Origin of the sequence: Streptomyces uncialis (assembly GCF_001905345.1) — a bacterium.
In the GTDB taxonomy this organism is placed as follows: Bacteria; Actinomycetota; Actinomycetes; order Streptomycetales; family Streptomycetaceae; genus Streptomyces; species Streptomyces uncialis.
The window spans coordinates 81,496-107,448 of sequence record NZ_LFBV01000013.1 but is presented as its reverse complement, the minus strand read 5'-3'; the positions used below and the strand labels follow the sequence as shown (position 1 = coordinate 107,448).

24 protein-coding genes and 1 riboswitch are annotated in these 25,953 nt (G+C 74.0%); of the genes, 9 read left to right on the top strand and 15 right to left on the bottom strand.

Annotation, left to right across the window (positions count from 1 at the left end):
* Nucleotides 1-6: 6 nt before the first annotated feature.
* Nucleotides 7-951 carry an SGNH/GDSL hydrolase family protein gene (locus AB852_RS36775; RefSeq protein ID WP_073795830.1) on the bottom strand — a complete coding sequence of 315 codons (945 nt, stop codon included), beginning with the start codon at nt 949-951 and terminating at the stop codon, nt 7-9.
* Between the two features lie 400 nt (nt 952-1,351).
* On the opposite strand from AB852_RS36775, the gene AB852_RS36770 reads away from it, so the two are divergent.
* The 6 genes from AB852_RS36770 (at nt 1,352) to AB852_RS36745 (ending at nt 8,817) form a co-directional block, all read left to right on the top strand.
* Nucleotides 1,352-2,278, top strand: coding sequence for a potassium-transporting ATPase subunit C (locus AB852_RS36770; protein WP_073795828.1), 927 nt, complete (start codon nt 1,352-1,354; stop codon nt 2,276-2,278).
* A gap of 1 nt (nt 2,279) precedes the next feature.
* The gene (gene kdpA, locus AB852_RS36765) at nt 2,280-3,929 is read left to right on the top strand and encodes a potassium-transporting ATPase subunit KdpA (RefSeq protein WP_073795824.1); all 1,650 of its coding nucleotides are present in this window, start codon (nt 2,280-2,282) and stop codon (nt 3,927-3,929) included.
* 350 nt (nt 3,930-4,279) lie between these two features.
* Nucleotides 4,280-5,185: a glycoside hydrolase family 19 protein gene (locus AB852_RS36760; RefSeq protein ID WP_073795821.1), complete on the top strand. Its 906-nt coding sequence runs from the start codon at nt 4,280-4,282 to the stop codon at nt 5,183-5,185.
* Between the two features lie 377 nt (nt 5,186-5,562).
* Nucleotides 5,563-6,699 carry a methyltransferase gene (locus AB852_RS36755; protein ID WP_073795819.1) on the top strand — a complete coding sequence of 379 codons (1,137 nt, stop codon included), beginning with the start codon at nt 5,563-5,565 and terminating at the stop codon, nt 6,697-6,699.
* A 205-nt stretch (nt 6,700-6,904) separates the two neighbouring features.
* Nucleotides 6,905-7,960, top strand: coding sequence for an NADP-dependent oxidoreductase (locus AB852_RS36750; protein WP_073795817.1), 1,056 nt, complete (start codon nt 6,905-6,907; stop codon nt 7,958-7,960).
* A gap of 158 nt (nt 7,961-8,118) precedes the next feature.
* The gene (locus AB852_RS36745) at nt 8,119-8,817 is read left to right on the top strand and encodes a GNAT family N-acetyltransferase (RefSeq protein WP_073795955.1); all 699 of its coding nucleotides are present in this window, start codon (nt 8,119-8,121) and stop codon (nt 8,815-8,817) included.
* Between the two features lie 133 nt (nt 8,818-8,950).
* On the opposite strand, the gene AB852_RS36740 is transcribed toward AB852_RS36745, so the two are convergent.
* Nucleotides 8,951-9,469: a hypothetical protein gene (locus AB852_RS36740; protein ID WP_073795815.1), complete on the bottom strand. Its 519-nt coding sequence runs from the start codon at nt 9,467-9,469 to the stop codon at nt 8,951-8,953.
* Between the two features lie 214 nt (nt 9,470-9,683).
* Nucleotides 9,684-10,682: a fibronectin type III domain-containing protein gene (locus AB852_RS36735; RefSeq protein ID WP_245877065.1), complete on the bottom strand. Its 999-nt coding sequence runs from the start codon at nt 10,680-10,682 to the stop codon at nt 9,684-9,686.
* A gap of 202 nt (nt 10,683-10,884) precedes the next feature.
* Here AB852_RS36735 and AB852_RS36730 point away from each other — a divergent pair, with 202 nt between their 5' ends.
* Nucleotides 10,885-11,649 (top strand): glycoside hydrolase family 75 protein, encoded by a 765-nt coding sequence (locus AB852_RS36730; protein WP_245877064.1) that lies wholly within the window; start codon nt 10,885-10,887, stop codon nt 11,647-11,649.
* A 195-nt stretch (nt 11,650-11,844) separates the two neighbouring features.
* Here AB852_RS36730 and AB852_RS36725 read toward each other — a convergent pair whose 3' ends face one another.
* The 7 genes from AB852_RS36725 to AB852_RS36695 all read right to left on the bottom strand — a co-directional run bounded on the left by AB852_RS36725 (nt 11,845) and on the right by AB852_RS36695 (nt 18,439).
* A complete protein-coding gene (locus tag AB852_RS36725; RefSeq protein ID WP_073795813.1) occupies nt 11,845-12,294 on the bottom strand; it encodes a PTS-dependent dihydroxyacetone kinase phosphotransferase subunit DhaM in 450 nt (149 codons plus the stop codon).
* Nucleotides 12,295-12,298: 4 nt separating this feature from the next.
* Nucleotides 12,299-12,919 carry a dihydroxyacetone kinase subunit DhaL gene (gene dhaL, locus AB852_RS36720; RefSeq protein WP_073795811.1) on the bottom strand — a complete coding sequence of 207 codons (621 nt, stop codon included), beginning with the start codon at nt 12,917-12,919 and terminating at the stop codon, nt 12,299-12,301.
* 110 nt (nt 12,920-13,029) lie between these two features.
* Complete coding sequence (gene dhaK, locus AB852_RS36715; protein WP_073795809.1) at nt 13,030-14,022, bottom strand: dihydroxyacetone kinase subunit DhaK; 993 nt, start codon at nt 14,020-14,022, stop codon at nt 13,030-13,032.
* Between the two features lie 379 nt (nt 14,023-14,401).
* Nucleotides 14,402-15,862, bottom strand: coding sequence for an MFS transporter (locus AB852_RS36710; RefSeq protein ID WP_245877063.1), 1,461 nt, complete (start codon nt 15,860-15,862; stop codon nt 14,402-14,404).
* Nucleotides 15,859-16,641 (bottom strand): ArsR/SmtB family transcription factor, encoded by a 783-nt coding sequence (locus AB852_RS36705; RefSeq protein WP_073795794.1) that lies wholly within the window; start codon nt 16,639-16,641, stop codon nt 15,859-15,861. The genes AB852_RS36710 and AB852_RS36705 overlap by 4 nt, the downstream gene beginning before the upstream one ends.
* Before the next feature lie 153 nt (nt 16,642-16,794).
* Entirely contained in the window at nt 16,795-17,748 is a 954-nt protein-coding gene (locus AB852_RS36700) for an SDR family oxidoreductase (protein ID WP_073795792.1), read from the bottom strand.
* 97 nt (nt 17,749-17,845) lie between these two features.
* Nucleotides 17,846-18,439 (bottom strand): TetR/AcrR family transcriptional regulator, encoded by a 594-nt coding sequence (locus AB852_RS36695; protein WP_073795790.1) that lies wholly within the window; start codon nt 18,437-18,439, stop codon nt 17,846-17,848.
* A 66-nt stretch (nt 18,440-18,505) separates the two neighbouring features.
* Here AB852_RS36695 and AB852_RS36690 point away from each other — a divergent pair, with 66 nt between their 5' ends.
* Nucleotides 18,506-20,491 carry an ABC transporter ATP-binding protein gene (locus AB852_RS36690; protein WP_178391212.1) on the top strand — a complete coding sequence of 662 codons (1,986 nt, stop codon included), beginning with the start codon at nt 18,506-18,508 and terminating at the stop codon, nt 20,489-20,491.
* 88 nt (nt 20,492-20,579) lie between these two features.
* On the opposite strand, the gene AB852_RS36685 is transcribed toward AB852_RS36690, so the two are convergent.
* The 5 genes from AB852_RS36685 to AB852_RS36665 all read right to left on the bottom strand — a co-directional run bounded on the left by AB852_RS36685 (nt 20,580) and on the right by AB852_RS36665 (nt 24,763).
* A complete protein-coding gene (locus AB852_RS36685) occupies nt 20,580-21,404 on the bottom strand; it encodes a (2Fe-2S)-binding protein (RefSeq protein ID WP_079185199.1) in 825 nt (274 codons plus the stop codon).
* A complete protein-coding gene (locus tag AB852_RS36680; protein ID WP_073795787.1) occupies nt 21,401-22,228 on the bottom strand; it encodes an ABC transporter ATP-binding protein in 828 nt (275 codons plus the stop codon). The genes AB852_RS36685 and AB852_RS36680 overlap by 4 nt, the downstream gene beginning before the upstream one ends.
* A complete protein-coding gene (locus tag AB852_RS36675) occupies nt 22,225-23,226 on the bottom strand; it encodes a FecCD family ABC transporter permease (protein ID WP_073795925.1) in 1,002 nt (333 codons plus the stop codon). Before AB852_RS36675 ends, AB852_RS36680 begins: the two co-directional genes overlap by 4 nt.
* Before the next feature lie 104 nt (nt 23,227-23,330).
* The gene (locus AB852_RS36670; RefSeq protein WP_073795785.1) at nt 23,331-24,317 is read right to left on the bottom strand and encodes an ABC transporter substrate-binding protein; all 987 of its coding nucleotides are present in this window, start codon (nt 24,315-24,317) and stop codon (nt 23,331-23,333) included.
* Nucleotides 24,318-24,373: 56 nt separating this feature from the next.
* Entirely contained in the window at nt 24,374-24,763 is a 390-nt protein-coding gene (locus AB852_RS36665; protein WP_073795783.1) for a hypothetical protein, read from the bottom strand.
* Nucleotides 24,764-24,808: 45 nt separating this feature from the next.
* A riboswitch (cobalamin riboswitch) is annotated at nt 24,809-24,983 on the bottom strand.
* Between the two features lie 190 nt (nt 24,984-25,173).
* Here AB852_RS36665 and AB852_RS36660 point away from each other — a divergent pair.
* On the top strand, nt 25,174-25,935 hold the full coding sequence (locus AB852_RS36660) for a DUF4184 family protein (protein ID WP_073795781.1): 762 nt from the start codon (nt 25,174-25,176) through the stop codon (nt 25,933-25,935).
* Nucleotides 25,936-25,953 lie beyond the last annotated feature (18 nt).

The following is a 25,953-nucleotide window of genomic DNA, read 5'->3' as shown; positions in this document are numbered from 1 at the left end:
GCGGGCTCAGCGCCGGTGCTCCGCCACCGTGGCCGTGATGGCGCGCGCGATCCGGGTGATACCGGGGGAGGGGACCGGACACGGCCTCGACCGGGGGGTCGTGGGTGCCAGACAGAAGTGCAGATAGTCGTCGTCGCGGTGCAGCGCGGTACGGTCCCGGGCCCGGTCGGTGCAGGCTCCCGCCGTCGTCCGCTCCCGCTCGGTGCAGGGCAGGTACTGGGTCCAGGTGTGGCGGGCGCCGGGCGCGCTGACCGCCGCGCCCGCGTCGGCCAGGAGCTCCCCGGTGTCCCGCGCGCGTTCCGCGTACACGGCGTTGACCTCGCGGACACGGTCCGGGGTGATCGGGTCCGGCCCCTGGAGCACCCAGACGATCCGGGGCGGCGTCGTCCCCGCGCGGCGGGCGGCGGCGGAGATCTGCCCGGACAGCCGTCCGGCGTCGGCCGCGTAGCGCTGGAAGTACGCGGCGGGGGACGCCTCGTGGGTGAGGCCGCCCATACAGGGCGTGTATCCCCAGGAGTTGCCCCAGAACTGGAGCACCACATAGTCGGGCCGCTCCTCGGCGACGAGCGTCGCCGCCTTGTGCTCCGTGGGGACGAGGGAGTCCTCGCCGGTGCCCTCCAGGTAGTCGCACAGTGTGGTGCCCGACCGGGGCGCGCTGGTGTACCGCGCCCCGAGCCCGTCCCGCAGTTGCTTCCCGAGCACGTCCTGGTTCTCCATGGCGAGCGAGTCGCCGAGGTAGAGCACCCGGGGGCCCTTCCTGGGGGTGGGGGAGGGCCGGGGCGGCCGGGTGGCCTCGGGTGACGCGGCGGGCCGCTGCTGGGTGGTGGCCGGCGGGCGGCCGGTCTCCTCGCGGGTGGGGGCGGGCGGGGCGGCGGCCGGTGACGACGGGTCCCCGCAGCCGGTGAGCAGCAGCAGCCCGAGCACGGGCACGACGGCCCATGGCTTCCGCATGCGGTAACCCCCGGTAAGTGTCAGCGGAACGGTCCCTCAGGCAAACACACGCCCCCGAGCCGTGAAAGTGCGGATCGCGCCACGCGAGGCATGGGTTTTCAGCCATGCGCGGGCGGTACGGGAGTGCCGGTACGGGATCGCCTCGCACCGGGTCGGCGTCAGCGTCGCGTAAGCGCCGGGCCGATCGCCGTATGCGACGCGTCAGGGGACGCGGGACCCCCGGGTCCGCCGCCCTAGCGTCGGCGGCGCGGCCCCGGCGGCGAACGCCCGGCACACGCCCATTGCCTCACCCCCGACCGCCCCATGGCCGATCCCCGCCCCCCGCTTCCCGCCCCCCGCATCCCGCATCCCGCATCCCGAGGAGCATTTCCATGGCAGCACTCCGGCCGGAGCGCGCACGATGACGCCCTCCGGTGGCGGGCCACCGCCCCCGCGCCGATTCCCCGCGCCGCCCGCGTGGGCCGCCCGGCACCTCGTCGCGGTACGGGTCGTCCTCGCCCTGACGCTGCTCGTCGGCCTCGGGTATCCGCTCGCCATGACCGCCGCGGCCCGGCTGCCCGGACTGCGGGACGCGGCCCAGGGCTCACCGCTCACCGGTCCCGGCGGCGAACACCTCGGCAGCACCCTGATCGGCCAGTCGTTCACGGACCCCGACGGCACCCCGCTGCCCGGCCGGTTCCAGCCCCGCCCCTCGCACGCGGGCGACGGCTACGACGCGCTGGCGTCCGGCGCCGGGAACCTCGGACCGGAGTCCACGGTCGACACACCGCCCACCGGCGGCGAGCCGGGCACCCCGGCGCTGCTCACCCAGGTCTGCGCCCGCAGCAAGGCGATCGGGCAGCGGGAAGGCGTCGACGGGTCCCGCCCCTACTGCACCGCCGACGGCGTCGGCGCGGTGCTCGGGGTGTTCCGCGCGGACGGCGCCACCGGCACCGCCACCCGGGTCGTGAGCCTCAACCAACCCTGTCCCGCCCGCCCGTTCCGCGCCCGCTACGAAGGGGTCCCGGTCGAGTGTGCCCGCCCCGGCGAGGACCACTCGGTGGCCGTCGTCACCCCCGTCCGAGGCGACGCGCCCGCCCGGCCCCGTGTCCCCGGCGACGCGGTCACCGCGAGCGGCAGCGGACTCGACCCCCACATCAGCCCCGGCTACGCCCGGCTCCAGACCCCACGGGTGGCCAGGGAACGGGGCATCGGCGAGGACGTCGTACGGGCCCTGGTCGCCGGATGCACCACCGGACGCCCGCTCGGTGTGCTCGGGGAACCCACGGTGAACGTCGTCCGGCTGAACGCGGAGCTCGACCGCGTCCGTCCCGGTGAAGGGGGCTGACATGCACGGCTGGCTCCAGGCCGCCCTCGTCGTCGCCGTGGTGGTGGGACTGCATGTCCCGCTCGGCGACCATATGGCCCGGGTCCTCGGCGGGGCACGCCACACCCGGGCGGAGCGGGTGCTGTACCGGTTCCTCGGTGTCGACCCGGAGAGCGAACAGCACTGGCGGCACTATCTGTCCGCCGTGCTCGCGTTCACCACGGCCGGGATCGCCGCGCTGTTCGCGCTCTTCACCTGGCAGCACGAACTGCCCTGGTCCACCGGCCACGACGGCATGCCGTGGCGGCTCGCCCTGCACACCGCCGTCAGCTTCACCACCAACACCAGCTGGCAGAACTACGCGGCCGAGGACACCACCGGCCATCTCGCCGTGATGGCGGGCCTCGGCACCCAGGCGTTCGCCTCGGCAGCCGTCGGGATATGTGTGGCGCTCGCGCTGATCCGGGGGCTGATCCGGCAAGGAGGGGACGCACTCGGGAACTTCTGGGTCGACCTGACCCGTACCGTGTTCCGCGTCCTGCTGCCGCTCGCCGTCGTCGCCGGGCTGTTGTTCATCGCGCTCGGGGTACCGCAGACCCTCGGCGCCCCGCAGCCGGTGACCACCGTCGCGGGCGGTACGCAGGTCCTGCCCGGCGGCCCGGTGGGCTCCTGGGAGTCGGTAAAGCTGTTGTCGGGGGACGGCGGCGGCTTCTTCAACGCGAGCAGCGCGCATCCCTACGAGAACCCCTCGGCGTGGTCCAACGCGCTGTCGGCCGTGCTGATGCTGCTGATCCCGACGGCGTTCGTCCGCACCTACGGACGGCTCATCGGTTCGACCCGGCAGAGCTGGACCCTGCTCGCCGTCGTCGGTGTGCTCTTCGGGCTGCTCGCCACCGCCGCGACCCTGGCACAGGGCGCCGGGGGCGGGACGGTCACCGAGGCGGTCGGCGGTCAGTACGAGGGGACCGAGACCCGGATCGGTGTCCCGGGCTCCACCCTGTTCGGGATCGCGGCCACCGCGAGCGCGGACGGCGCGGGAGGCTCCTCGTACGACAGTTTCTCCGCGTTGGGGGGCGGGGTGCTGCTCAGCGCGATGATGCTCGGTGAGATCGCCCCGGGCGGTACCGGCAGCGGGCTGTACGGGCTGCTGATCGCGGTGCTGGTGGCCATGTTCGTCGGCGGACTGATGGTCGGCCGGACGCCCGAGTACCTCGGCAAGCGGCTGGGGTGGCGGGAGATGCGGTTCGTCGCCCTGTACACGCTGGTCGCCCCCGTCACGATCCTGTCCTGCGCCGCCCTCGCGGTCGCGCTGGGGCCCGGGGTCTCGTCGATGGACGAGCCGGGACCGCACGGGCTGACCGAACTGGTCTACGCGTACACGTCCGGTGTGGTGAGCAACGGCAGCGCGATGGCGGGCTTCGACGGCACCACCGACTTCCATCAACTGCTGATGACCGGGGCGATGCTGATCGGCCGCTGTCTGCCGATGGTGTTCCTGCTGGCCCTCGCCGGGCGGCTGGCGCGCCTGACTCCGTCGGCGGCCACCTCCGGCACCCTTCGGGCCCGCGGCGCGGCCTTCGTGGTCCTCGCGACCGGTTCCGCGCTGATCCTGGCCCTGCTCAACTTCCTGCCCGTCCTGTCGCTGGGCCCGCTGGCGGAAGGTCTGGGGTGAGCTGCCGGGGTGCGCGGGGAAGCGGACGGCATGTGCGGGAGAGCGACACGTCCTCATATATGAGCAGGACAGGGTGAGTTGCGCGAAGGGCGCGGCGTATTGCCGCCATATCCCGTGCACCGTGCGGTGGTTGGTGGGTCGGGAGGGCCGCCGGAAGCTATTTGTGGCCGGATTCCGGTGACCTAATTGGTCTAAACCCTTGACTGGTACAGACCAAGGCGATTGAGTGGCAGCCCACCCCCCACAGCGGTCCGCCCGTCGCGTATCAGCCGCCCCCAACCGGCAGTGCGCGGGACCCACTCCGTCCCCTGTCACGGGCGAGGCCGTACGCGCAACGAGGAGTAGATCGCATGTCCAAGCGACGCTTCACCGCCGTACTCGCCGCCCTCGCCGTCGCCGGCGGGGCCGCGGTGATCATCCCGGCGACGCAGGCCGCGGCCGCGCCCTGTTCGAGCTACCAGTCATGGGTGCGCGGCCAGTCGTACCAGGTCGGCGACATCGTGCGGTACACCGACGGCCGGGCCTACATCGCCGAGCACGCCAACCCCGGCTACGACCCGACCGTCTCCACCTGGTTCTGGAACCCCCACACGTGCGAGACCGGGCCCGTCGAGCCCGAACCCACGGAACCGGCCGGCGACTTCGTGGTGAGCTCCGCGCAGTTCAACCAGATGTTCCCGGGCCGCAACTCCTTCTACACGTACGCCGGGCTCAAGGCCGCGCTCAGCGCCTACCCGGCCTTCGCGAAGACGGGCAGCGACACGCTCAAGAAGCAGGAGGCCGCGGCCTTCCTCGCCAACATCAACCACGAGACCGGCGGCCTCGTCCACGTCGTCGAGCAGAACACCGCCAACTACCCGCACTACTGCGACGCGAGCCAGCCCTACGGCTGCCCCGCGGGCCAGGCGGCGTACTACGGACGCGGCCCCATCCAGCTCAGCTGGAACTTCAACTACAAGGCCGCCGGTGACGCGCTCGGCATCGACCTGCTGCGCAACCCCTCGCTCGTCCAGAACGACTCGGCCGTCGCCTGGAAGACCGCCCTGTGGTACTGGAACACCCAGTCCGGTCCCGGCACGATGACCGGCCACAACGCGATGGTGAACGGCGCCGGGTTCGGCCAGACCATCCGCAGCATCAACGGCTCCCTGGAGTGCGACGGCCGCAACCCCGCGCAGGTCCAGAGCCGCATCAACTCCTACCAGCGGTTCGCCGGCGTCCTCGGCGTCCCCACGGGAGGCAACCTCTCCTGCTGACCCGCGTCGGCCGCCCCTCCCCAGGGGCGGCCCGACCCGCACGGCGGACCCAGACCAGCGGGCGCCCGGGGTGAACCGCCCCCCGGGCGCTTCTGCTGTTTTCCGCCTGCCAGCTCCTCTCATGAAGCGCCAAGGCGGGTCCGCTCCGCCGGTTTGCGCGGGGAGCGGTGACCGTGCCACCCTCCGACAAAGGCTCCCCGAAAGGCACTTCATGACGCTCGGCATGGTTCTCGGTGACCGCTCCTCCCGCGCTTCGACGCGGAAGCGGTAGCCCGGCCCGTCCGACGCACCGGCCCGTGCCACGCACGGGATCGCCCTCCCGCTCCTCGTCGCAGTGCGCTCCGTGCCCCGCACGCCCGCACCCGAGGAGCAGCCCCATGTCCACCGTCCGCTGGACCGAGAACGGCACCACCCGCGTCGCCCGCTGGCATTCCGAGAACGCGGCACCGGCACCCGGCCGGATCGTCACCGCCGACGACCGGATGAACGCCACCCACGCACACCGGTTGATCCGGACCGGCACGGCCCTGCTGTGGCGGGGAGACCTGCCCCAAGCGCGCGGCCTCCTCGCCGCCCTGGGCCGCCGCGTCGACCGACGGGCCCCCGACCCTGCCGCCAGCCCTCCCACCTGCCCCGCCGACCTCGCCGAGTCATACCGCGCACACCGCCGCGCCCGGCGGCACCGCGCCCGTACGCTCGGCGGACTTCTCGTCCTGCTGGGGGACGATCACGCCTTGGACCTGCGCCGGGCCCTGGACGTCCGGCGGGCGTGCGCCGAGGCGTACGGACCGCCCACCGGCCCGACGGTCGTCTCCCTCACCGAACTGCTGGGCGTGATCGGGGCCCACCAGTGGCGGCGGAACGGTGTGGAGGTCGCCGCCCTGGGCGCGCACGTCCATCCGCACTACGGAGTCTTCTCCCCGGTCAGGGGCGAGTACGTCGACCTCGTCGCCAGGGCCCCGCTACCTGCCCGCACAGTCCGCGCCTTCGACCTGGGGACGGGGACGGGTGTGCTGGCCGCGCTCCTGGCCCGGCGGGGGCTGCGGGAGGTCGTGGCCACCGATATCAACCCGCGCGCGCTGGTCTGCGCCCGTGACAACGTCCGGCGGCTGGGCCTGACCGCGTGCGTCGAGGTGACCGGTCCCGCGCTGTACCCCGAGGGCCGCGCCGATCTCGTCGTCTGCAATCCGCCCTGGCTGCCCGTCCCGCCCTCCTCCGCCCTCGAACGGGGCGTCCACGACGCGGACGGTGCCATGCTCCACGGTTTCCTCGACGGGCTCACCGCCCATCTGCGACCCGGCGGGGAAGGGTGGCTCGTCCTGTCGGATCTTGCCGAGCACCTCGGACTGCGGACGCGGACCGAACTGCTGACCGCTGTCGGAGCGGCCGGTCTGCGGGTGGTGGACCGGATCGCGACCCGGCCCCGGCACCCGCGGGCCCGGGACACCGGTGACCCGCTCCACCCCGCCCGCGCCGCCGAGATCACCTCGCTGTGGAGGCTCGCCCCCGGCTGACCGGACCCGGCCACCGGAACATTCCGGAGGTATCGGGCGAGCCCCCGCCGGAGCGGGGCGGCGGAGGGGGATCGTTGCGGCCGTATGAACACTCCGGCGGCCGGGGAATACCGGCGTGCCCCTCCGTCCTTGGTGCCGATGTCGCAGATGGAGAGTCGCAGGTGGAGAGCAGGCAGCCCGCCGACGAGCGAGAGGATGAGGTCCCATGCCGAAGGCATTCGTGTTCACCCGTCACGGCGGCCCCGAGGCCCAGGCCCTCGTGGACCGGGCCAAGCCCGTGCCGGGCCCGGGTGAACTCCTGGTCGCCGTACGGGCCGCCGGGGTCAACCCGGTCGACTGGAAGCTCCGGGAAGGGCTGCGCAGACCGGGCGCCGGGGAACCGCGCTTCCCGGTGGTCCTCGGCAGCGAGGTCGCGGGGACCGTCGAGGCGCTGGGGCCGGACGTCAGCGGGTTCCGGGTGGGGGACGCCGTCTTCGGCAACCCGTCGGACGGCGGCTACGCCGAGTACACCCTGTTGCCCGTCGCCCTCGCCGCCCGCAAACCGGACGCGGTCTCCTTCACCGACGCGGCGGCCCTGCCCGTCGCCGCGGCCACCGCCCTGGACGGAGTGCGTCAGCTCGCCCTGCCCCGGGGCGCGACCTTGCTGGTGACGGGCGCGGGCGGCGGGGTCGGCGCCTCGGCCCTGCAACTCGCCGTGGCCTCGGGGCTGCGGGTCGTGGGGCTCGCGAGCGCCGGGAAGAAGGAGTTCGTGGAGTCCCTGGGCGCCGTGCACGTGGCCTCCGGCCCCGGCTTCGCCGCCCTGGTGGGCGCCGTCACCCCGGACGGCGTGGACGGTGTGCTCGACCTCGTGGGCGGTGAGGTGCTCCAGGAGGCCGGGCCGCTGGTCGCCGACCGGACGAAGCTGGTCAGCGCCGGGGACCGGGAAGGCGTCACCCGGCTCGGCGGCGCCTTCGTGGTCCGCGCCCGTGCCGCCGACGTCCTCGGTGAACTGGCCGCCCGGGTGGCCGACGGCTCCCTGGACCCCCGGGTCACCCGCGTCGTGCCGCTGGACCGCGCGGCCGAGGCGCTGCGCGAGGTCGAGGAGGGGCACGCCCGGGGAAAGACGGTCATCGAGATCGGCGGCGGTGACCCGGGCGGTGACCCCGGCGGACATCCCGGTGGGCACGTCGGCCGAGATCCTGACGGGCATTCCGGCGGGCACCCCGGTGAGCACCCCGGCGGAGACCGTGACGGGCGTCCCGGTGGGGAGGTCCGCCGGTGAGCGCCCCGTCCCGTACCGCCGAACTGTCCGCATCCGGCCCTGCTCCGGAGACCGGCCTCGCCACGGCGGCCGGTCCCGTGCGGGACCCGGGTACCGGTACGCCCGCCGGTGCCGCCCCCGGTACCGCGAACGGTCCCGCGCTCGACGAGGCGTCCGCGCTGACCGGGGTGCCGCACATCCTCGACAATCCGGCGTACGCCGCGCTCCACGGCCCGCACGCGCGCTTCGCGGAGCGCGTCGGCCGGGTCGTCCGCTATCAGCTGGACGTGTCGCCCTGGCTCGGGATGCCCGAGGAGCCGGGCCCGCAGGACTGGGCGGACCTCGCCGCGCTGGTGGGGCCGGACACCGAGGTGCCGCTCCCGGCGACCGGGGTGACCCTGCCCGAGGGCTGGACGCTGGTCGACCGGCTGGCCGGGGTCCAGTTCGTGGACGCCGGTCTGGTGGCCGCGCATGACGCCGAGGCGGTACGGCTCGGGCCCGCCGATGTGCCCGAAATGCTGGATCTGGTGGCCCGGACCCGGCCGGGGCCGTTCCTGCCCCGGACCGTCGAACTCGGCACGTATCTCGGTATCCGGCGGGGCGGCGCGCTGGTGGCGATGGCGGGGGAACGGCTCAGACCGCCCGGCTGGACGGAGATCAGCGCGGTCTGCACCGACCCCGGCCACCAGGGCCAGGGCCTCGCCGCACGGCTGGTGCGCGCGGTCGCGGCCGGTGTCCGGGACCGCGGTGAGGTCCCGTTCCTGCACACCAGCGCGCGCAACACCCACGCCATCCGGGTGTACGAGCACATGGGATTCCGGCTGCGCAGGACCACGGAGTTCGGCGCCGCGCGCACCCCGCCGGCCGCAGGACGGTAGCTCCCCGCGCGGCTGCCGCTCCCGCGTCGTACGGCGACGGCCGACGGCTCCACCCCGTACGTCACGGCAAGCCGGTTCCGCGTACGGCGACGGCCGCCGCCCGGGGTGGGCGGCGGCCGTCGGGTGGAACGCCTCAGTGCTGACGCGCCCCGCCTTTGCGCCGTAGGTACAGCACGGTGGCGGCGACACCTGTCAGCACCAGGCCCCCACCGCCGACCAGGGTGAGGGTGCGGTGGTCCGTGGCGCTGCCGCCCAGGCCGCCCCGTACGCCCGCCGGTGCGGTCGTCGACGACAGGGTCGGTGCCGCGTTGACGGTGACCGATCTGGTCCCCGCCGTGGAGCCGTTGCCGCACACCACCGACACCGAGTAGGTGCCGGAGCCGACGTTCGTCCAGGTGGCGGACTGGGTGGCCCCCGTGCTGAGGGTGGCCTGCCGTCCCTGGGAGAAGTCCGCCTGGGTGCCCGTCATCAGCGACGCGGTGCCGCCCCCGGCGCAGGCACCGGTGCTGACCTGCACCGTCGACCCGGACGAGGTGACCGTGATGCCCGGTACCCCGGTGCCCCCGGCGAACACGGGGGAGGCCGTCGCCAGTGGTATCGCGGCGACGGCCACCGCGAGTCCGGCGCGGACGGCTATCTGAGTGGTGCGCATGTGTCTGCCCTCCGACGGCACGGTTGGCGGTACGTCCCGTGCGCCGCCGAGGGTGGGGAGTCGTCCGTGCTGCCTGGGTCGAGCCAACGGCCGATCGGAGCGGCCCGCATGCGGGCGCGGTCCGGGCAGGTGACGGGGTCCCACGTCCGGGGGACCCCGCCGCGCGACCGGCGGTACCGGCCGGACCGGGGAACCGCCCCGGCCCGGCCGTCCGCTACCGCTTCGGGGCCTCGCCCGTCACCACGACCCGCTCCGGCGAGTACTCCCCGAACGTGCCGTCCGGCAGCATCGCCTGGATGCGCACGCGATAGGTGACGCCCTTCTCCCGGTCGGCGTAGAAGCTGTGCTTCGCGCGGCCCTTCGGCGGATTGCCGCCCCAGACCAGGGACGTGGTCTGCTCACGGTTGAGCTGGATGCGGTACTGCATCACGACCCCGTCGGTCTCCGGCGGGTTCCACGACAGGTCGATGTGGTACGACCCGTCCTCCTCGCGGGAGACCGCCTCGAACTCGGTCGGCGCCGTGCCCCGGGCGTCCTCCGCGCCCTCGGCGGTCGTCAGCCGCAGCGCGTTGCTCGCGGCCGAGGAGTTGTCGGACGCGTCCCGCGCCTTGACCGTGAAGGTGTAGTCGGTCCCGGGCCGCAGCCCGGTCACCACGGTGCGGGTGGCCTTCGCGCCCGCGCTGTGGATCTTCGTGCCCGACTGGTAGATGTCGTACGACGCGACGGCCTGGTCGTCGGTGGAGCTCTTCCAGGTCAGCAGCGCGCTGCGGGCACCCCGGGCGTCGCCCTTCAGCTCGCCGGGTACCGTCGGCGGCTTCTTGTCGGCCTTCTTGAACCGCGGGGTGGTCACCTTGACGGCCCTGCTCCTGGGGCCGAGGGTGCCGCGGTCGTCGCGCGCCCGGACCGTGAAGGAGTACGAGGCCGAGGGCTTGAGCCCGGATATGTCGACCATGTACTGCTCACCGGGCAGTTCCTTGACCAGTTTCTCGCCCTGGTAGACGGAGTAGCCCTCGACCTTGGCGCCGGGGCCGGGCCGGTTCCACATGACATGGACGGTGCTGGAGCTCCCGGCCTCGGCGGTGACGCCGATGGGCGCGGCGGGCGGTGCGACGGACGGGCCGTCGTCGGTCCACCCGCAGGAGGTCAGGAGGAACGCCGCCGCGCACAGCGGCAGGGCGCGGAGGGGGATGCGGTGTGGGGGGATGTGTCGCACCGTGGTGCCTTCCGGTCGGCATTGGTACAGACCTGTATGACATGAATGTTGAGTGCACATCAAGGGGTTGACAGCGATCCGAAACCGTCCACCGCGTGCGGCGTCTGCGCCGACCGGGTGGCGACACGCCGCGCGACCGCCGGTTCACCCGCCCGTCCGGCCCCGGAGCGATGGACGGATGTCCCGTAACGGGCACAAATGTGTGACAGCTCGTCACTGTCCGCATCTGGAGGGTCTGTTCATCGTGCACAACCGGACGACGGTACTCGCCACCGCGATCGGCACCGTCCTGCTCGCCCCCGCCGCCCTCTCGGCCGAGGCTCTTCCGCTGCCCCCGCCGCCGCGCTGGGAGCACCGCGCCCCCGTCGTGCGGGAGGCGGCCGTCACGGCCGCCGACCTCCTCGCCGCGGTGAAGGGCTGCGCCCAGGTCTCCCAGGGCAGGTTCCGCACCGACGCCGTCGCGGCGGCGGAGACCGTCCCGGTGTGCGGGACGGCCGGGGCCGTCCACTGGACCGCCGACATGGACATCGACTGCGACGGCCGCCCCGGGCGGTACTGCAACAAGGAGACCGACCCCTCCTTCACCGCCATGACGGCCTTCCAGCAGTCGGACGGCCGCTATCTGAGCGCCGAGGAACTGCCGTTCATCGTCGTGCCCGCCCGTGGCTCCCGGTGGAAGCACAGCGACCACGGCGTCCACGGCGGCAGCGTCGTCGCCGTGATCCACGAGGACAAGGTGCTGTACGCCGTCGTCGGTGACACCGGCCCGACCGGGATCATCGGTGAGGCGTCGTACGCGGCGGCCGAGGCGCTGGGTATCCCGTCCGATCCCCGGACGGGCGGAGTGCCGTCCGGGGTCACGTACATCGTGTTCAAGGACTCGAAGGCCAAGCCCATCGAGAGCCGTTCGGCCGCCGTCACGGAGGGGGAGCGGCTGGCCCGGGAACTCGTCGCCCGCACCGGCTGACGGACCCGTTGCCCGCGCCCGGCGGGGCCGCTTTGGGGACCGTGCCGCACCGGCTGACGGACCCGTTGCCCGCGCCCGGCCGGGCCGCTTCGGGGGCCGCGCCATGACGACGAGAGCCGCGCGCCCGGCCGGGCGCCCTCGCCGCGAGGTCCCGCACGCGTGCCGTGGCCGGTCGTCCGGCCACGGCAATCCCCGTCACACCTTGCGGTAGTCGTACGCCTCCGTGGCCGCCGTGGCGACCGCGTCCAGATCGGCGCCGGTGGACGCGGTGACCAGCGCGGCGATCGCCCCCTCCACGAACGGCGCGTCCACCAGTCGGGTCGCCTCGGGGAGTTCGTCGCCCTCGGCCAGCAGCGCCTTGACGGTGAGGACCGCGCTGCCGAGATCCGTCAGCACCGCGACCCCCGCGCCCCGGTCGACCCGGGCCGCCGCCACGGAGATCAGTTCCGAGCTCGTACCGAGTCCGCCGCCCTCGGTGCCGCCCGCCGCGGCGATCGGCGCCGGGGCGCCGCCCGCGGCCAGCCCCAGCGCCAGTTCGGCGACCGACGCCGCGACCGCCGCGCTGTGCGACACCAGTACGATGCCGACGACCCGCTCACCGGGCCGTGCGTCCGCCGCCCGCGCGCCCGCGTCGTTCCCTCCCACGGACTCACTCACCGGACGCCCCCGATCCGGCCGCGTCCGAGAGCGCCGCGATCAGCAGCGCGGACGAGGTCGCCCCCGGATCCTGATGGCCGATGCTGCGTTCACCGAGATAGCTCGCCCGGCCCTTGCGCGCGAGCATCGGTGTCGTCGCCTCCGCGCCCGCGTCCGCCGCGGCCCGCGCCGCGGCGAACGAGCCGCCGTCGCCCAGCGCGTCCACCGCGGGCAGCAGCGCGTCGAGCATCGTCTTGTCGCCGGGCGCCGCGCCGCCGAGCGTGGCCACCGCGTCGACCCCGGTACGCAGCGCCGCCGCCAGATCGGCCTCGGACACCTCGTCCGCGTCGCCGAGCGCCTTCCCGGTCCGGCGCAGCAGCGTCCCGTACAGCGGGCCCGAAGCACCGCCGACGGTGGAGATGAGCTGACGGCCCGCCAGGACGAGGACGGCGCCCGGTGTCGCCGGGGGCTCCTTGTCCAGGGTGGTCACCACGGCGAGAAAGCCGCGTTGCATGTTGCTGCCGTGGTCGGCGTCCCCGATCGGGGAGTCGAGCGCGGTGAGACTCGCCGCCTCACGGTCCACGGACACGGCGGTCGCGCTCATCCAGCGGCGGAAGAACTCGGAGTCGAGCACTGGGCCTCCTTGCGGTTCATGGGGTCGGGCAGGGGTCGCACCCGGGCGTGTGCGGTTCGTTGTCCGCGCCTTCCGGGCCGCGCCCCTCGCGATGTCGGTTCGTACGGGGGTCACATGCCCCAGCGCAGGCCGGGGGTGCTGACCGGGGCGTCCCACAGGCGCAGCAGCTCCTCGTCGACCTGGCAGAGCGTCACGGACGCGCCCGCCATGTCCAGCGAGGTCACGTAGTTGCCGACCAGGGTCCGGGCCACCGTCACCCCGCGCTCGTCGAGGACCCGCCGTACCTCGGCGTGATACCCGTAGAGCTCCAGCAGCGGGGTCGCGCCCATGCCGTTGACGAGGACCAGGACCGGGTTCCTCGGCTCCAGGTCCTCCAGTACGGCCTGCACCGAGAAGTCCGCGATCTCCCGCGCGGTCATCATCGCCCGCCGCTCCCGGCCCGGTTCCCCGTGGATGCCGATGCCGAGCTCCAGCTCACCGGACGGCAGGTCGAACGTCGGGCTGCCCTTCGCGGGGGTGGTCACCGAGCTGAGCGCGACCCCGAAGCTGCGGGAGCTCTCGTTCACCTGACGGGCGATCGCCTCGACGCGCGCCAGCGGCATGCCCTCGTCGGCCGCCGCGCCCGCGATCTTCTCCACGAACAGGGTGGCCCCGGTGCCGCGCCGGCCGGCGGTGAAAAGGCTGTCCAGCACCGCCACGTCATCGTTGACCAGGACCTTCGCGACCTGGATGCCCTCGTCCTCGGCGAGCTCGGCCGCCATGTCGAAGTTGAGCACGTCACCGGTGTAGTTCTTGACGACGAACAGCACCCCGGCACCGCTGTCCACGGCCGCCGCGGCCCGCAGCATCTGGTCGGGCACGGGCGAGGTGAAGACCTCGCCCGGACACGCGGCCGAGAGCATTCCCGGCCCCACGAATCCGCCGTGCAGCGGCTCGTGCCCGGACCCGCCGCCCGAGATCAGCCCGACCTTCCCGGCGACGGGCGCGTCCCGGCGCACGATGACCCGGTTCTCCACGTCGACGGTGAGTTCCGGATGTGCCGCGGCCATCCCCCGCAGGGCGTCGGCCACCACGGTCTCGGCGACATTGATGAGCATGCGCAAGGGTTCCTCCCGGGAAGTTCCGGTCGGCCGCACGAGCGGCGTCCCGTCTGATCAGTGGGGATCGGATCGTGGGTGGCTGGGTGGCTGGGTGGGGTCGGGACCTGGATGGGCGGGCGGTCGGTGTGCCGGGTGCGGTGACGGGGCGTCCGGCGGGCGGTGTTCGTCCGGCGCGGGTCCGTGCCCGGGTGGCGACAGGCCCAGTATCGAAGACGGCGGGGTGATCAGGCACGACCCGCCCGCCGAATCCCGGAAATCCCCCCGAAGCGCCGGGTGGAAGACCGGGTCGGCCCAGCATCCGCCGGATCTCCGCGACGGTGGTCCCCTCGGGCGACCGTGCCCCAGCCGTCCGCTTCCTGCGGCTACGGCACCCGCCGCCGGATCAACCCGGGCGACCCTGGGCCATCGGGCGGGCGGGCTCCGTGGCCCGGTCGCCGGTCGCCTCGGGGGACGGACCAGGCCCCGCGCCGGACACCCGGCGCGTCCACAGGAGGGCCGCCGCGAACAGCACGGCCGACACCAGCAGCCAGGGCAGCGGCCCGGCGGGGAGCGCGGTGACCGTCAGGCCCGCGACCACTCCCGCCAGTTGCAGCGCCAGGGACTGCACGGACAGCGCGGTCGCCCGTCCGGCGCTGGTCACGCTCCGGTGCAGCAGGTCGTTCTCGTTGGGCCCCGCCGCGCCCAGACCGAGGTACAGCAGCCCGTAGCCCATGGCCGCCAGCGCCAACGGGGCGCCGTCCGTGGCCGCGCTGGTCACCCCGAGCAGCAGCAGACCGGCGGCACAGACGCTCAGCGACGCCAGCACCGCGCGTTCCCCGCTGCCCGTCAGCCGGGCCGTCAGGGGCGCGAGCTGGTTGCCGAGTGCCGAGCAGACGAACCCGGTGCAGGCGAGCCCGGCGAACAGCACGGCCCCCGACTCCGGGGCGCCCGTCAGGGCCGCCGCCCGTCCCGGGACGAGCAGTTCCACCGTGGCGAGTCCGCCGCCCGCCGCCGCCGCGCTCAGCAGCACCCGCCGCACCAGCGCGTTCCGTCCCCCGAGCCGCAGTCCGGCGGCGACGGTCGCGGGAACGCCCCGGAGCACACCCGCCGGTGTCACCGACGGACGTCCGGGTTCCCGGAGCACGGCCAGCACGTACGCGACGAACACCAGCGCGACCGCCGAGCCCATCAGGGGCGGCACGGACAGCGGGAGCACCGCACCCGAGGTCGCCTCGCGCAGCCGCTCGCCCGGGTCCGGGCCGAGGCCCAGCAGCCAGGGCACCCCGCCGCCCACCAGGGTGCCCACCGCGAGCGCGGCCGAGACCGCCGCGCCGCCCCGGGCCAGCCCGGTCCGCAGCTCGGCGCCGGGACCTCGCGCGGCCTGCACGGTGTCGACGTACCAGGCCTCCGCCGGGCCGCTGGACAGCGCGCGGGCCGCGCCCATCAGGGCCATGCCGACGGTGATTGCCCAGGCGGTGGTGCCCAGGGCCTGGAAGGTGAAGGCGACGGCGTTCAGCAGTCCGGCGGCGGCCAGGACGGCGCGGCGGCCGATGACGTCCGAGAGCCCGCCGGTGGGCAGTTCGAGCAGCGCCGTGGTGAGGGAGTGCGCGGCGAAGAACCCCGCGACGGCCGTCAGCGCCATGCCCCGCTCGGTGAACAGCAGCACCAGCGGCGCGATGGTCAGCCCTATGGGCAGCCAGAAGAGGGCGCACACGGTGATGTACCGGCGGCGCGCCTTCCGCACGGTCGCGTCCGGGTCCGGGTCCGGGTCTGTGCCTGTGCCCGTGCTCGCGGCGGTCTTCGTGTCGGCCTTGGGCTCGGCGTCGGGTTCGGGTTCGGGTATCGGGGGCGGGGGAGGAGTCATCGGGTGCTCCCGGGGCCCGGCCCGTCTTCGGCTGCCCCGGCGCCGGGGGCTGATCCGGCGTCCGGGGCCGGCTCCGTGCTTTCGGCGGGGCCGGTGTCCTTGGCGTCCACGGTCGATCCCGCGTCCCGGGTGGTGTCCCCGAGGGGGCCGGTGGTGTCCTCGGTGGGCCCGGTGCCCGCTGCTTCCGGGGCGAGCGGGAGGGTGGCGGTGAGCACCACGACCTGTAGTGCGCGGGGGTCCTCGGCGTCCTGGGCGGTGAGTTCGGCCAGGCGCTCCTCGTAGACACGCTGTAGTTCGACGGCCGACTCGGGGGTGAGCCGGGGCAGCAGGTCGGTGATCCCGGAAGGCTCCCGCCACTCCTGGCCCAGCCGCCCGGCCTCCACGTCCGCCTCGTGCTGGTCGAGCGAGGCCGCCAGATGTTCGACCTGCCGTCGTCGCATGGCCGCGACCGCGGCCCGGCCTTCCGAGGACGCGCCCATGGCCTCGTTGCTCCACGAGGTGACCAGATGCTCCGCCCGCCAGCGCCGCTCCCGGCCGTCCCGGTGCACCGCCTCGGCGACGAAGGCGTACTTCGCCAGTACCCGCAGGTGGTAGCTGGTGGACGCGGACGACTCGCCGGTACGGGCCGCCAGCTCGCTGGCGGTCGCCGGACCGTGCTGGCGCAGCAGGCCGAGCAGCCGGATGCGCAGGGGGTGGGTGAGGGCCTTGAGCGCTGCCGCGTCGCGCTCGGGGTCCAGGACACGACGGGTGCCGTCGCGACGGGTCTCTTCGGTGGTCACCTTTCGAGCGTAGGCCGGGCGAGGTGCTTTCCCAAAGTATTTTTGCAGAATACATTTGGGAAAGTTCGGGAGCGTGGATTTCGGGGGTCTGGAGTGGTGAGTGGGCCGGGCCGGGCCGTCGCGGTCAGGCCCGGCCCGGCCGGCGGGGTCCGGTCAGCGGAAGTCGTCGACGTGGTCCCGGGCCCAGGCGGCGAAGGGGCGGGCGGGCCGCCCTGTCGCGGTGGCGGCCGGGAAGCAGGGCGCGGACGATCCCGCCGTGTCCGTGTCCGTGTCCGTGTCCGTGCCGGTGCCGGGGTCGGCGTGCTGGCCCGTGTCCTGGTCGGCGGTGGGGCCGGGGTCCGCTCCGGGGTCATCGTCCTGTTCGGGGTCGACGGGGTTGCCCTCGTAGTCCGTGAAGCCGAGCAGCATGTCCGCGTTCTCGGCGGCGAAACCGCCCTGGCGGAGATAGTGCTCGCGCGCCTCCTCCGGGGTGACCTCGTCGAAGCGGATCTCCTCGCCCAGGGCGGCGGCGATCGCGCGGACCTGCTCGCGCAGGGTGAGGGGCGCGGGTCCGTCGACCGCGTAGGCGCGGCCCGTGTGCCCGTCCGCCAGCAGGGCGGTGACGGCCATGTCCGCGATGTCCCGCTCGTGCACGGGACGGCTCTCCAGATCGGGATACGGGTGGCGTACGACCCGCTCCGTACGGATCGGCGGCCCCCACAGGGCGACATGGTTCATGGCGAACTCACCGGGCCGTACATGGGTCCACTCCAGCCCCGACTCCTCGGCGGCGCGCTCCACGGGCAGGTGGTAGCTGGTGTCGTATCCCGCCGTGACGGCCCCCGAGGACAGCACCACCACGCGCCGGACCCCCGCCTCCCCGGCCAGGGCCATGACCTCGCGGGCCGTGTCGGGCTCCGGGAAGAGATACAGCCGCTCGACCCCCTTGAGCGCGTCCCGGAGGTCGGCGGGCCTGGTGAGATCGCCCGTCACCGCCTCGGCTCGCGCGGGCAGACCGGCCCGGCGCGGGTCCCGGGTCAGCGCGCGGACGTCCGCCCCCGCGTCGATCAGTTCGCGCACCACATGACGGCCGACCGTTCCTGTCGCACCGGTCACCAGAATCCTCATGACAGCCCCTCCCGTGGTCCTGTGATCCGGGCCGCGCGGGCCCGGGTTCCGTGCGGATGCCCCAGGGCGGCGGTCCGTTCGCCCCGGGGCGGTGTGCTCAGCCCTGTCCGCCGGTGCCGACCTGTCCGCCGGTGCCCAGCGACTTCGAGAGCGACAGCAGGCAAGCCGCCAGCGAGTCGTGCTTGGAGGCTCCGTGGTCGCGTACATGGGTCCACGCCGTGTAGAGGGTGGACCACATCAGTTGCTCCATCCACGCGGCGGTGAACCGCGCGTCCAGGGTCCCCTCCGTGCGGCCCCGGCCCAGCAGGGACCGCAGCGCCACGTCGGTGGCCGACTCCTCCTCCTCGGCCTCGTTCTCCCAGCCGGGCGCCACCAGCATCACGATGTCCCCGAGGTCGAACAGCTCCCGGGCCAGCCGCAGCAGGGCCTCCAGGGCGGGCCCGTCCTCGACGTGGGCCCGGTGGGTCGCGTCGTCGATCTTCTCCGTCGCGTACGTGGAGAGCGCGGCGAGCAGCGCGGAGCGGTCCGCGAAGTACCGCTGGAGGGTGCTGCGGGCCACTCCGGCCACGGTCGCGACCTGGCTGAGCGGGGCGGACTGGTCCTCGCCGAGGACCGCTACGGCGGCGTCGAGGATCGCCAGGCGGGTCCGGGACCGCGTACGGGATTCCTCGGAAGGCATCTGATTGAGCACGCCGTCAGTGTAGACGAATCGGTAATCGGTTGCCGCTTGTCGGGCGGTCATGCTTCACTTTGGGGCATGAGTGACCTATTTTCTGAACCGGCGGGCGGCCGAGCGCCGACCGCGTCCACCACCGCGTCCACCACCGCGCCCGCCCCCACCGCTCCCGCGTCCGGCACGTCCGCGCCCGACCGGGACCCGCCCGCCTCCGACCCGCCCGCGCGCGGCGGGCCCGCCTTCGTCCGGCTGCGGGTGCTGTGGAGCTTCGCCCGCCCCCACAAGGGCGGGCTCGCCCTCGGTCTGGTGCTGGCCCTGCTCGGCTCCGCGATGGAACTGGCCACCCCGATGGCGACCAAGGCGGTGCTGGACACCCTCAGCGGGGACGTCCGGTTGGCCTGGCCGATCACCGTCCTGCTCGCGCTGCTCGCCGTCGGCGCGTTCGTCGGCCTCTGGCAGGCGATCCTGCTGGGCACCGTCGCCGAACGCATCGTCCTCGACGCCCGGGAGTCCGTCGTCCGGCGTTACTTCCGCGCCGCCCTGCTTCCCCTGTCCGGACGCTCCACCGGCGAGCTCGCCACCCGTGTCACCTCGGACACCGTCCTGCTGCGCGAGGCCGCGTCCTCCAGCGTCGTCGGGCTGATCAACGGAGCCGTCCTCCTGGTCGGCACGCTGGTCCTGATGGGCACCCTCGACCTGGTGCTGCTCGGTGTCACCACCGGCGCGGTCGTCGTGATCGCCGTCGTCTTCCTGCTGCTGATGCCGGGCATCGCCACCGAACAGGAGAAGGCGCAGGAAGCTCTCGGGCGGATGGGTGGCGCGCTGGAAGGCGCGCTGCGCGCCCTGCGGACCGTCAAGGCCGCCCGTGCCGAGGAACGCATGGCGGACCGCGTGGTCGTCCACGCGCGCACGGCCGCCGCGCACGGCACCAGCGCCGTCCGGCGCGAGGCCGTCGCCTGGACGGTCGCCTTCGCCGGCATCCAGCTCGCCGTCATCGGCATCCTCGGCTTCGGCGCCTGGCGGGTCTCGGCCGGACATCTGGAGGTCTCCAGCCTGATCGCCTTCCTGCTCTACATGTTCACCCTCATGGGACCCGTCACCGAACTGTCCACCCATATGACCGCCCTCCAGTCCGGCATCGCCGCCGCCGCCCGCATCCGCGAGGTGGAGGCCATCCCCCTGGAGACCGCCCCCACCGCCCCCGCCGGGCACCCCACGACCCCGCCCGGCAAGACGTTCCCCGCGCCGCGCGCCGACCGCCCCGTGCTCGAACTGCGCGCGGTCACCGCCCGGTACGCCCCCGGCACCGAACCCGCCGTACGCTCCCTGGACCTCGCCGTCCCCGCGCGCGGCCACACCGCCGTGGTGGGCCCCTCCGGCGCGGGCAAGACCACCCTGTTCTCCCTGCTGCTGCGCTTCCTCGACGCCGAGCACGGCGAACTGCGCCTCGACGGCACCCCGTACACCGAACTGTCCGCGGCCGAGGTGCGCGCCCGCTTCGCGTACGTCGAGCAGGACACCCCGCTGATCCCCGGCACCCTCCGCGAGAACCTGCTCCTCGGCCACCCCGACGCCGCGGAGGACGACCTGTACCGCGTCCTGGACGAGGTCCGGCTGGGGGACCACGCCCGCGCGCTGCCCGAAGGGCTCGACACCGAGCTGTCCGCCACCTCCCTCTCCGGCGGCCAGCGGCAGCGGGTGGCACTCGCCCGCGCCCTGCTGCGCGCCCCCGATGTGCTGCTGCTGGACGAGGCGACCGCGCAGATCGACGCCCTGACCGAGGCGGCCGTCACCGAGTACGTCCGCGCCCACGCCGACCGGGCCGCCGTGATCTCCATAGCCCACCGGCTGTCGACCGTGATCAGCGCGGACCGCATCGTCGTGATGGAGGACGGCAGGGTCCGCGCGGTCGGCACCCATCAGGAACTCCTGCGCGCGGACCGCCTCTACCGCGACCTGGTCGAGGCCCTGCACATGTCCGGCGTCCCCGGGGACCCCGGTGCCCGTACGCCGTCGCCGTCGGCGGAGGTGGAGTACGCGGGCGCGGCGGGGGAGCAGCGGGAGTAACCCCCGCCAACACCGGACAGCACATCATCCACACCGGCGGGGAACACGCGTCCTACCTGCGACTGCCGGTCAAGGCGGTCCGACCCTCCTAGGGCCGGTCGCCCGGGGCGCCGTCGGTGCGGTCGGCGAGCCCGCAGTCGCCGCACTTGGCGCCCGCCGGGGCCCGGTAGTAGAGACAGCAGCTGCGGCGCCGGAACGTCAGCGCCGGACCGGTGACCCGGCCGGTCCCGGCGAGGCGCCCGGTGCGCAGCAGATCGTCCACGAGGACGGTGAGCGGCTCCCGCGCGGCGGGGTGGGCGGCGAGGATCGCGCGGCCCGCCTCGACCAGCGCGGACGCGGAGTTGCCGTCGAGGAGCCGGGGCGCCACCTTGACCCGCAGCCCGGCCCGCAGCACCTCCAGCTGGCCGGTCATCACGATCCCGTACAACGCGTCGGCCAGCCGGGGCACCCGCGCCGCGTACCGTCCGGCGGGCGCCGGGAGCCGCAGGGCCGGACCCTCGTCGGCCCGCTGGAGCCCCGACAGATCGGGGACGATCCCGTGCAGGACCGTGCACGCCAGCACCGGTGACCACAGCCGGGCCGCGTGCCCGAGCTGGGCGATCGACGCCCCGAGCCGTGCTTCGGGGCTGCGGTGCCGGGCCGCCGTCGCGGCGACCAGGTCCGGGAACCCGCGCGCGTACGACTCGGTGACGGGGTGCCAGCCCCCGTCGGGGCCGCCGAGCCGGACCGCGAAGAAGCCGCCGAGCCCCGCCACGTCACGCAGCGCGGCGCCGACCTCCGCCGCCGGGACACCGTCCGAGGACGCTCCCGGCGGCGGGTCACCGGGGCGGGACTCCGTCGTGCCCGGGGGACGGGGGCCTGCCGGGTCCGGGATGCGGGGGCCCGTCGCGTCCGGGAGACGGGGCCCTGTCATGGGCGGTCCGGTGGTTGTGCCGTTCCCGTCAGCAGGGTGATGTGCGGGACGCCGGTACGGGGGTGCTCGGTGACCTCGGCGTCCACCCGGTACACCTCCGCCAGCAGCCCGGTCGTGAGCACCTCGGCGGGGGAGCCGAGCGCGACCACCCGGCCTGCCCGCATCACACACACCCGGTCGCAGAACGCGGCGGCGAGGTTCAGGTCGTGCAGCGCGACCACGGCCGTGACGCCCAGCTCACGCACCAGCCGCAGCACGTCCAGCTGATGGCGCAGGTCCAGATGGTTCGTCGGCTCGTCCAGGACCATCGTCCCGGTGCGCTGGGCCAGGGCGCGGGCGATCAGTACCCGCTGCTTCTCCCCGCCGGAGAGCCGGTCGAACGGCACCTGCGCCAGCGGCGCCACATCGAGGCGCGCCAGCGCCGCCGCGATGACCGCCCGGTCGTCGGCGTCGTCCCCCGCGAAGGCCCGCTTGTGCGGGGTGCGGCCCATCGCCACCACGTCGTACACCGACAGCTCGAAGTCCCCGGCGCTCTCCTGGAGAACGGCGGCGAGCCGCCGCGCCAGCCGCTTGCCGGGCATGGCCCACACATCGCCACCATCCAGCAGCACCCGCCCCGACGTGGGCCGCAGCGTCCGGTACACCGTGCGCAACAGGGTCGACTTGCCCGCCCCGTTGGGACCCGCGAGCCCGACCACCTCCCCGGGGGCCACCTGTAGCGACACCCCGTCCACCAGCGCCCGGCCGCCCATGACCACCGACACGTCCTGGAGTTCGAGCAGACCGGGCACAAGTGCCTGAGGCTCCGTCAGCGGCGCCGTCATGAGGTCCTCCTTCGCATCAGCCACAGGAAGAACGGGCCGCCGACGAGCGCGGTGAGAATGCCGACGGGCACCTCCTCCGGGCTCATCAGGGTGCGGGCCGCCAGATCCGTCATGATGAGGAACGCCGCGCCCAGCAGCGCCGCCGCGGGCAGCGCCCGCCGGTGGTCCGCGCCCACCAGCAGCCGCACCACATGCGGCATGATCAGCCCGACGAACCCGATCTGCCCGCTGACCGCCACGATCGTGCCGATCATCAGCGCCACCAGCGTGAACAGCGCAGCCCGGAACCGGTGCACGTCCAGCCCGAGGGCGGTCGCCGCCTCCTCACCGGCCAGCAGCAGGTTCAGCGGACGGCTCACCCCGAGCAGCACCGCCGTACCGGCCAGCACCACCACGGCCGGTATCCACAGCATCGACCAGGTGGTGCCCGCCAGCCCGCCGAGCATCCACCGCAGCGCCGACTGGGTCTTGTGCGGGTCGTTGGACGTGACGATCAGGAAACTCGCCAGCGCCGACAGCACCTCCGCCGTCGCCACCCCCGCCAGCACCAGCCGGATCGTGGTCATCCGGCCGCCCGACCGGGCCAGGAAGTACACCGCGACCAGCGCCGCCAGCGCCCCCGCGAACGCCGCCACCGGCAGGGTCACCAGCCCGAACACCGTGATGTTCAGGACCAGTACCGACACCGCGCCGACCGACGCGCCCGAGGACACCCCGAGCAGCATCGGATCGGCCAGCGGATTGCGAACCAGGGCCTGGAGCGCCATCCCGGAGACGGCGAGCCCCGCGCCGACCACCCCGGCCAGCAGCACCCGGGGCAGCCGCACATCCAGCACGATCGTCTCGCGGACCGGGGTCCACGTGACCTCGGCGAGCCCCGGATGCACCTGGTGCAGGAGCATGCCCCAGACCTGCCCGGCCGGGACACTGATGGAACCGGCCGCGACACCCGCCGTCGCCGCGAGCACCACCAGTACCGCGAGCCCCGCGAGGACCAGCGCGTACGGCGGCCGGCCCCGGCCCCCGGCCGGGGCGGTGCCCGGTCCGGGAGCCTTGGCGACACTGCTGAGGACGACGTTCCCCGAGGACCGGGGCGCGCCCGTCACCGGACCCGGTCCGGGTGCAGCTGCCGGGCCAGCGACTCCACGCCCGCCGGGACCCGCACACCGAGCACCGTCGACGACAACGGCAGCACCGCGAACCGCTTCTTCTTGATGGCGGGCACGTCCTGGAGCGCCGGATGCGACAGCAGGAACTTCTTCTTGGCCGCGAGGGGCTGGTCCCCGTAGTCGTAGATCACGACGACCTCGGGGGCCCGCTCGGCGACCTGCTCGAACGAGACGTCACCGAACTGCTTGTCCAGATCGGCGAAGATGTTCACCCCGCCCGCCTCCTTGATCATCTCGTTGCCGACGCCCGCGCCGCCCGCGGTGAACGCCGTCTTGTCGCCGCTGTCGTACACGAACACCTTCAGCGGATCGACGTCACCGAGCTTCTTCTCGACCGCCCCGAGCGTCGCCTTCGCCTTCCTGACCTCCCGCTCGGCGCGCTCCGGGACCCCGAATATCTTCCCGACGGCGCGCAGTTCCTCGTCGATCATCGCCATCGTCACCGGACCGGTCGGGCATTCCTCCACATTCAGATAGGAGTTGACACCCGCCTTCGTCAGCGCGGCCCGGCCGCGGCCCTCCTTCTCGTCGAAGGTGCTCGCGAACCCGGCGTACGCGAAGTCCGGTTCGGCGTCGAGCAGCACCTCGAACGACGGGTACTCCTTCGAGAGCACCTTGATCCCCTCGTACGCGTCCTGGTACTCCGGCAGGATCTTGTCGTCGAGATAGGCGGTGCCCACCATCGACTTCTCCAGACCGAGAGCCAGCAGCACCTCGGTGGCGTGCTGGTTCAGCGTCACCGCGCGCTCGGGCGGACGCTGGTACGTGGTCCTCACCCCGCAGTTGGTCACGGTGACGGGGAAGCCCTCGGCCGTGGCACCCGACGCGGCCGGGTCGTCCCGGTCACCGGAGGTGCCACCACCGCAGCCCGCCACCAGGAAGGCGGCAGCGGCCAGCAGGGACAGAGAGCGTTTCGCCATGGTGTGGTCGGTCCTCTCACCGCGTACGCCCGTGCGCCGCGGTCGGTTGGAAGGGTTCAGCGGGGATCGGCGGACGACGCGCCACGGACCCGCCGCGGCGGGGTGAAGGCGTAGAGGTCGAGGATCTCCGGCAGCGGGGCGGCCCCGGGGCCGCCCGCCCGTACCCAGGCGACGATGTCGCCGGTCGCGGCGGGGTCGTTGACGAGGCCGAGCCAGACAGGACGGGCGCCGGCGGCGCGTTCCGCCGCCGAGGGCTGGACGACCACCACGTTCGCCTGGTCGCAGACGTCCAGGCACTCGGAGATCCGTACCGGCAGGTCTTTGCTCAACGCGGCGACCTGCGCCGCGTGATCGACACCGGTCACCTTCGCGCTGCCGCAGCAGCAGTCCCGGCACACGACGACCCGGCACGGCGCCGGAGCCCCGGAACGTTGCCCTTCGGGCATTGCGACCCACACTCCCCCCTGGGGAGATCCGCCCCAGTTCTGTCGAGGAGGCGACCGCGTGAGTCTCCTGGCTCTCGGGTCAACGCTCGCCCCGGCCTTCCCACCCGCGTACGGGCAGTGGTCTGTTCGGGGTCCGCTCGCCGATCACAGTGGCGGGACCGCACCGGATTCACACCGGTTTCCTCGATCCGCCGTCGCCTATCGGCGTCATCATGACAGACCGCGCGGCCGGATCGTATGCCCGGGGCGCGGTTGCAGCGCAGGTCACACGGCGCCCGGTCCGACCGGGCGGCCGGACCGAGGCCCCGGCCGGGTGGCGGGACCGCGTACCGGCCACCCGGCCGGACCACCGCGCACACCACTGCCCCGGGCGTTCACGGGCCCGCGACGCCCATGATCAAATATCCGCCGTGCCCTTCACGCTCTCCCATCTCGCGGCCGTCATACCCGTCGCCCGGGGACCGTTGGTGCCCTCGGCGCTCGCCGCCGGTGCCATGTCCCCGGACCTCCTCTACTTCGTCCTGCTCCGGCCGGGCGGACGCGAGGCCACCCACAGCGCCTGGGGGATCGTCGCGATCGACCTGCCTCTCGCGCTCCTCGCCCTCGCCGTCTTCCGGCTGCTGCTCCTGGAACCACTCGTGTCGCTCGCACCTGCGGCGGTCCGCGCCCGGGTCGCGCCCCTGTGCGGACCCCCGCGCCTGTCCTGGCGCGGCGCCCTCGCCGTCGTCGTGTCGGTACTCCTCGGCGCGCTCACCCATGTCGTGTGGGACGCCTTCACCCACGCCGGTGGCTGGGGCGTGGAACTGGTCCCCTCGCTCACCACCGAGGTCGCGGAGGGCATCCCCGCCTTCAAGATCGCCCAGTGGACCAGTTCGACCCTGGGCGGCCTCGCCGTGCTGATCTGGTCCGGCCGCTGGCTCCGGCGGACCCCCGCCGGACCGGTGCCCGAGCGGTTCGCCCCGCCCGCCCGGCCCGCCCTCCTGGCCGGAGCCGTGGTACTCGGCGCCGCCGCCGTCGCCGTGCTGTCCGTGGCGATCTCGACGCAGGGCGGCTTCCACGCCTCCCTGGTACGCGCCACCATCGGAGCCATGACCGGCGCCGTCCTCGCCCTGGCCGGATACGGGCTGCTGCGCCGCACGGTCGGCACCCGGGCCGGGCGCCCGGCGACCTGAGCACCGGCCCCGCCGCAG

What these genes read in the sequence shown, in the direction of transcription:
- AB852_RS36680 (WP_073795787.1), bottom strand. Translation starts at nt 22,228, where the DNA reads ATGACGGCGCCGCTGACGGAGCCTCAGGCACTTGTGCCCGGTCTGCTC.
- kdpA (WP_073795824.1), top strand. Translation starts at nt 2,280, where the DNA reads ATGCACGGCTGGCTCCAGGCCGCCCTCGTCGTCGCCGTGGTGGTGGGA.
- AB852_RS36690 (WP_178391212.1), top strand. Translation starts at nt 18,506, where the DNA reads ATGAGTGACCTATTTTCTGAACCGGCGGGCGGCCGAGCGCCGACCGCG.
- AB852_RS36685 (WP_079185199.1), bottom strand. Translation starts at nt 21,404, where the DNA reads ATGACAGGGCCCCGTCTCCCGGACGCGACGGGCCCCCGCATCCCGGAC.
- AB852_RS36665 (WP_073795783.1), bottom strand. Translation starts at nt 24,763, where the DNA reads ATGCCCGAAGGGCAACGTTCCGGGGCTCCGGCGCCGTGCCGGGTCGTC.
- AB852_RS36775 (WP_073795830.1), bottom strand. Translation starts at nt 951, where the DNA reads ATGCGGAAGCCATGGGCCGTCGTGCCCGTGCTCGGGCTGCTGCTGCTC.
- AB852_RS36750 (WP_073795817.1), top strand. Translation starts at nt 6,905, where the DNA reads ATGCCGAAGGCATTCGTGTTCACCCGTCACGGCGGCCCCGAGGCCCAG.
- AB852_RS36700 (WP_073795792.1), bottom strand. Translation starts at nt 17,748, where the DNA reads ATGAGGATTCTGGTGACCGGTGCGACAGGAACGGTCGGCCGTCATGTG.
- AB852_RS36710 (WP_245877063.1), bottom strand. Translation starts at nt 15,862, where the DNA reads ATGACTCCTCCCCCGCCCCCGATACCCGAACCCGAACCCGACGCCGAG.
- AB852_RS36760 (WP_073795821.1), top strand. Translation starts at nt 4,280, where the DNA reads ATGTCCAAGCGACGCTTCACCGCCGTACTCGCCGCCCTCGCCGTCGCC.
- AB852_RS36740 (WP_073795815.1), bottom strand. Translation starts at nt 9,469, where the DNA reads ATGCGCACCACTCAGATAGCCGTCCGCGCCGGACTCGCGGTGGCCGTC.
- AB852_RS36755 (WP_073795819.1), top strand. Translation starts at nt 5,563, where the DNA reads ATGTCCACCGTCCGCTGGACCGAGAACGGCACCACCCGCGTCGCCCGC.
- AB852_RS36770 (WP_073795828.1), top strand. Translation starts at nt 1,352, where the DNA reads ATGACGCCCTCCGGTGGCGGGCCACCGCCCCCGCGCCGATTCCCCGCG.
- AB852_RS36670 (WP_073795785.1), bottom strand. Translation starts at nt 24,317, where the DNA reads ATGGCGAAACGCTCTCTGTCCCTGCTGGCCGCTGCCGCCTTCCTGGTG.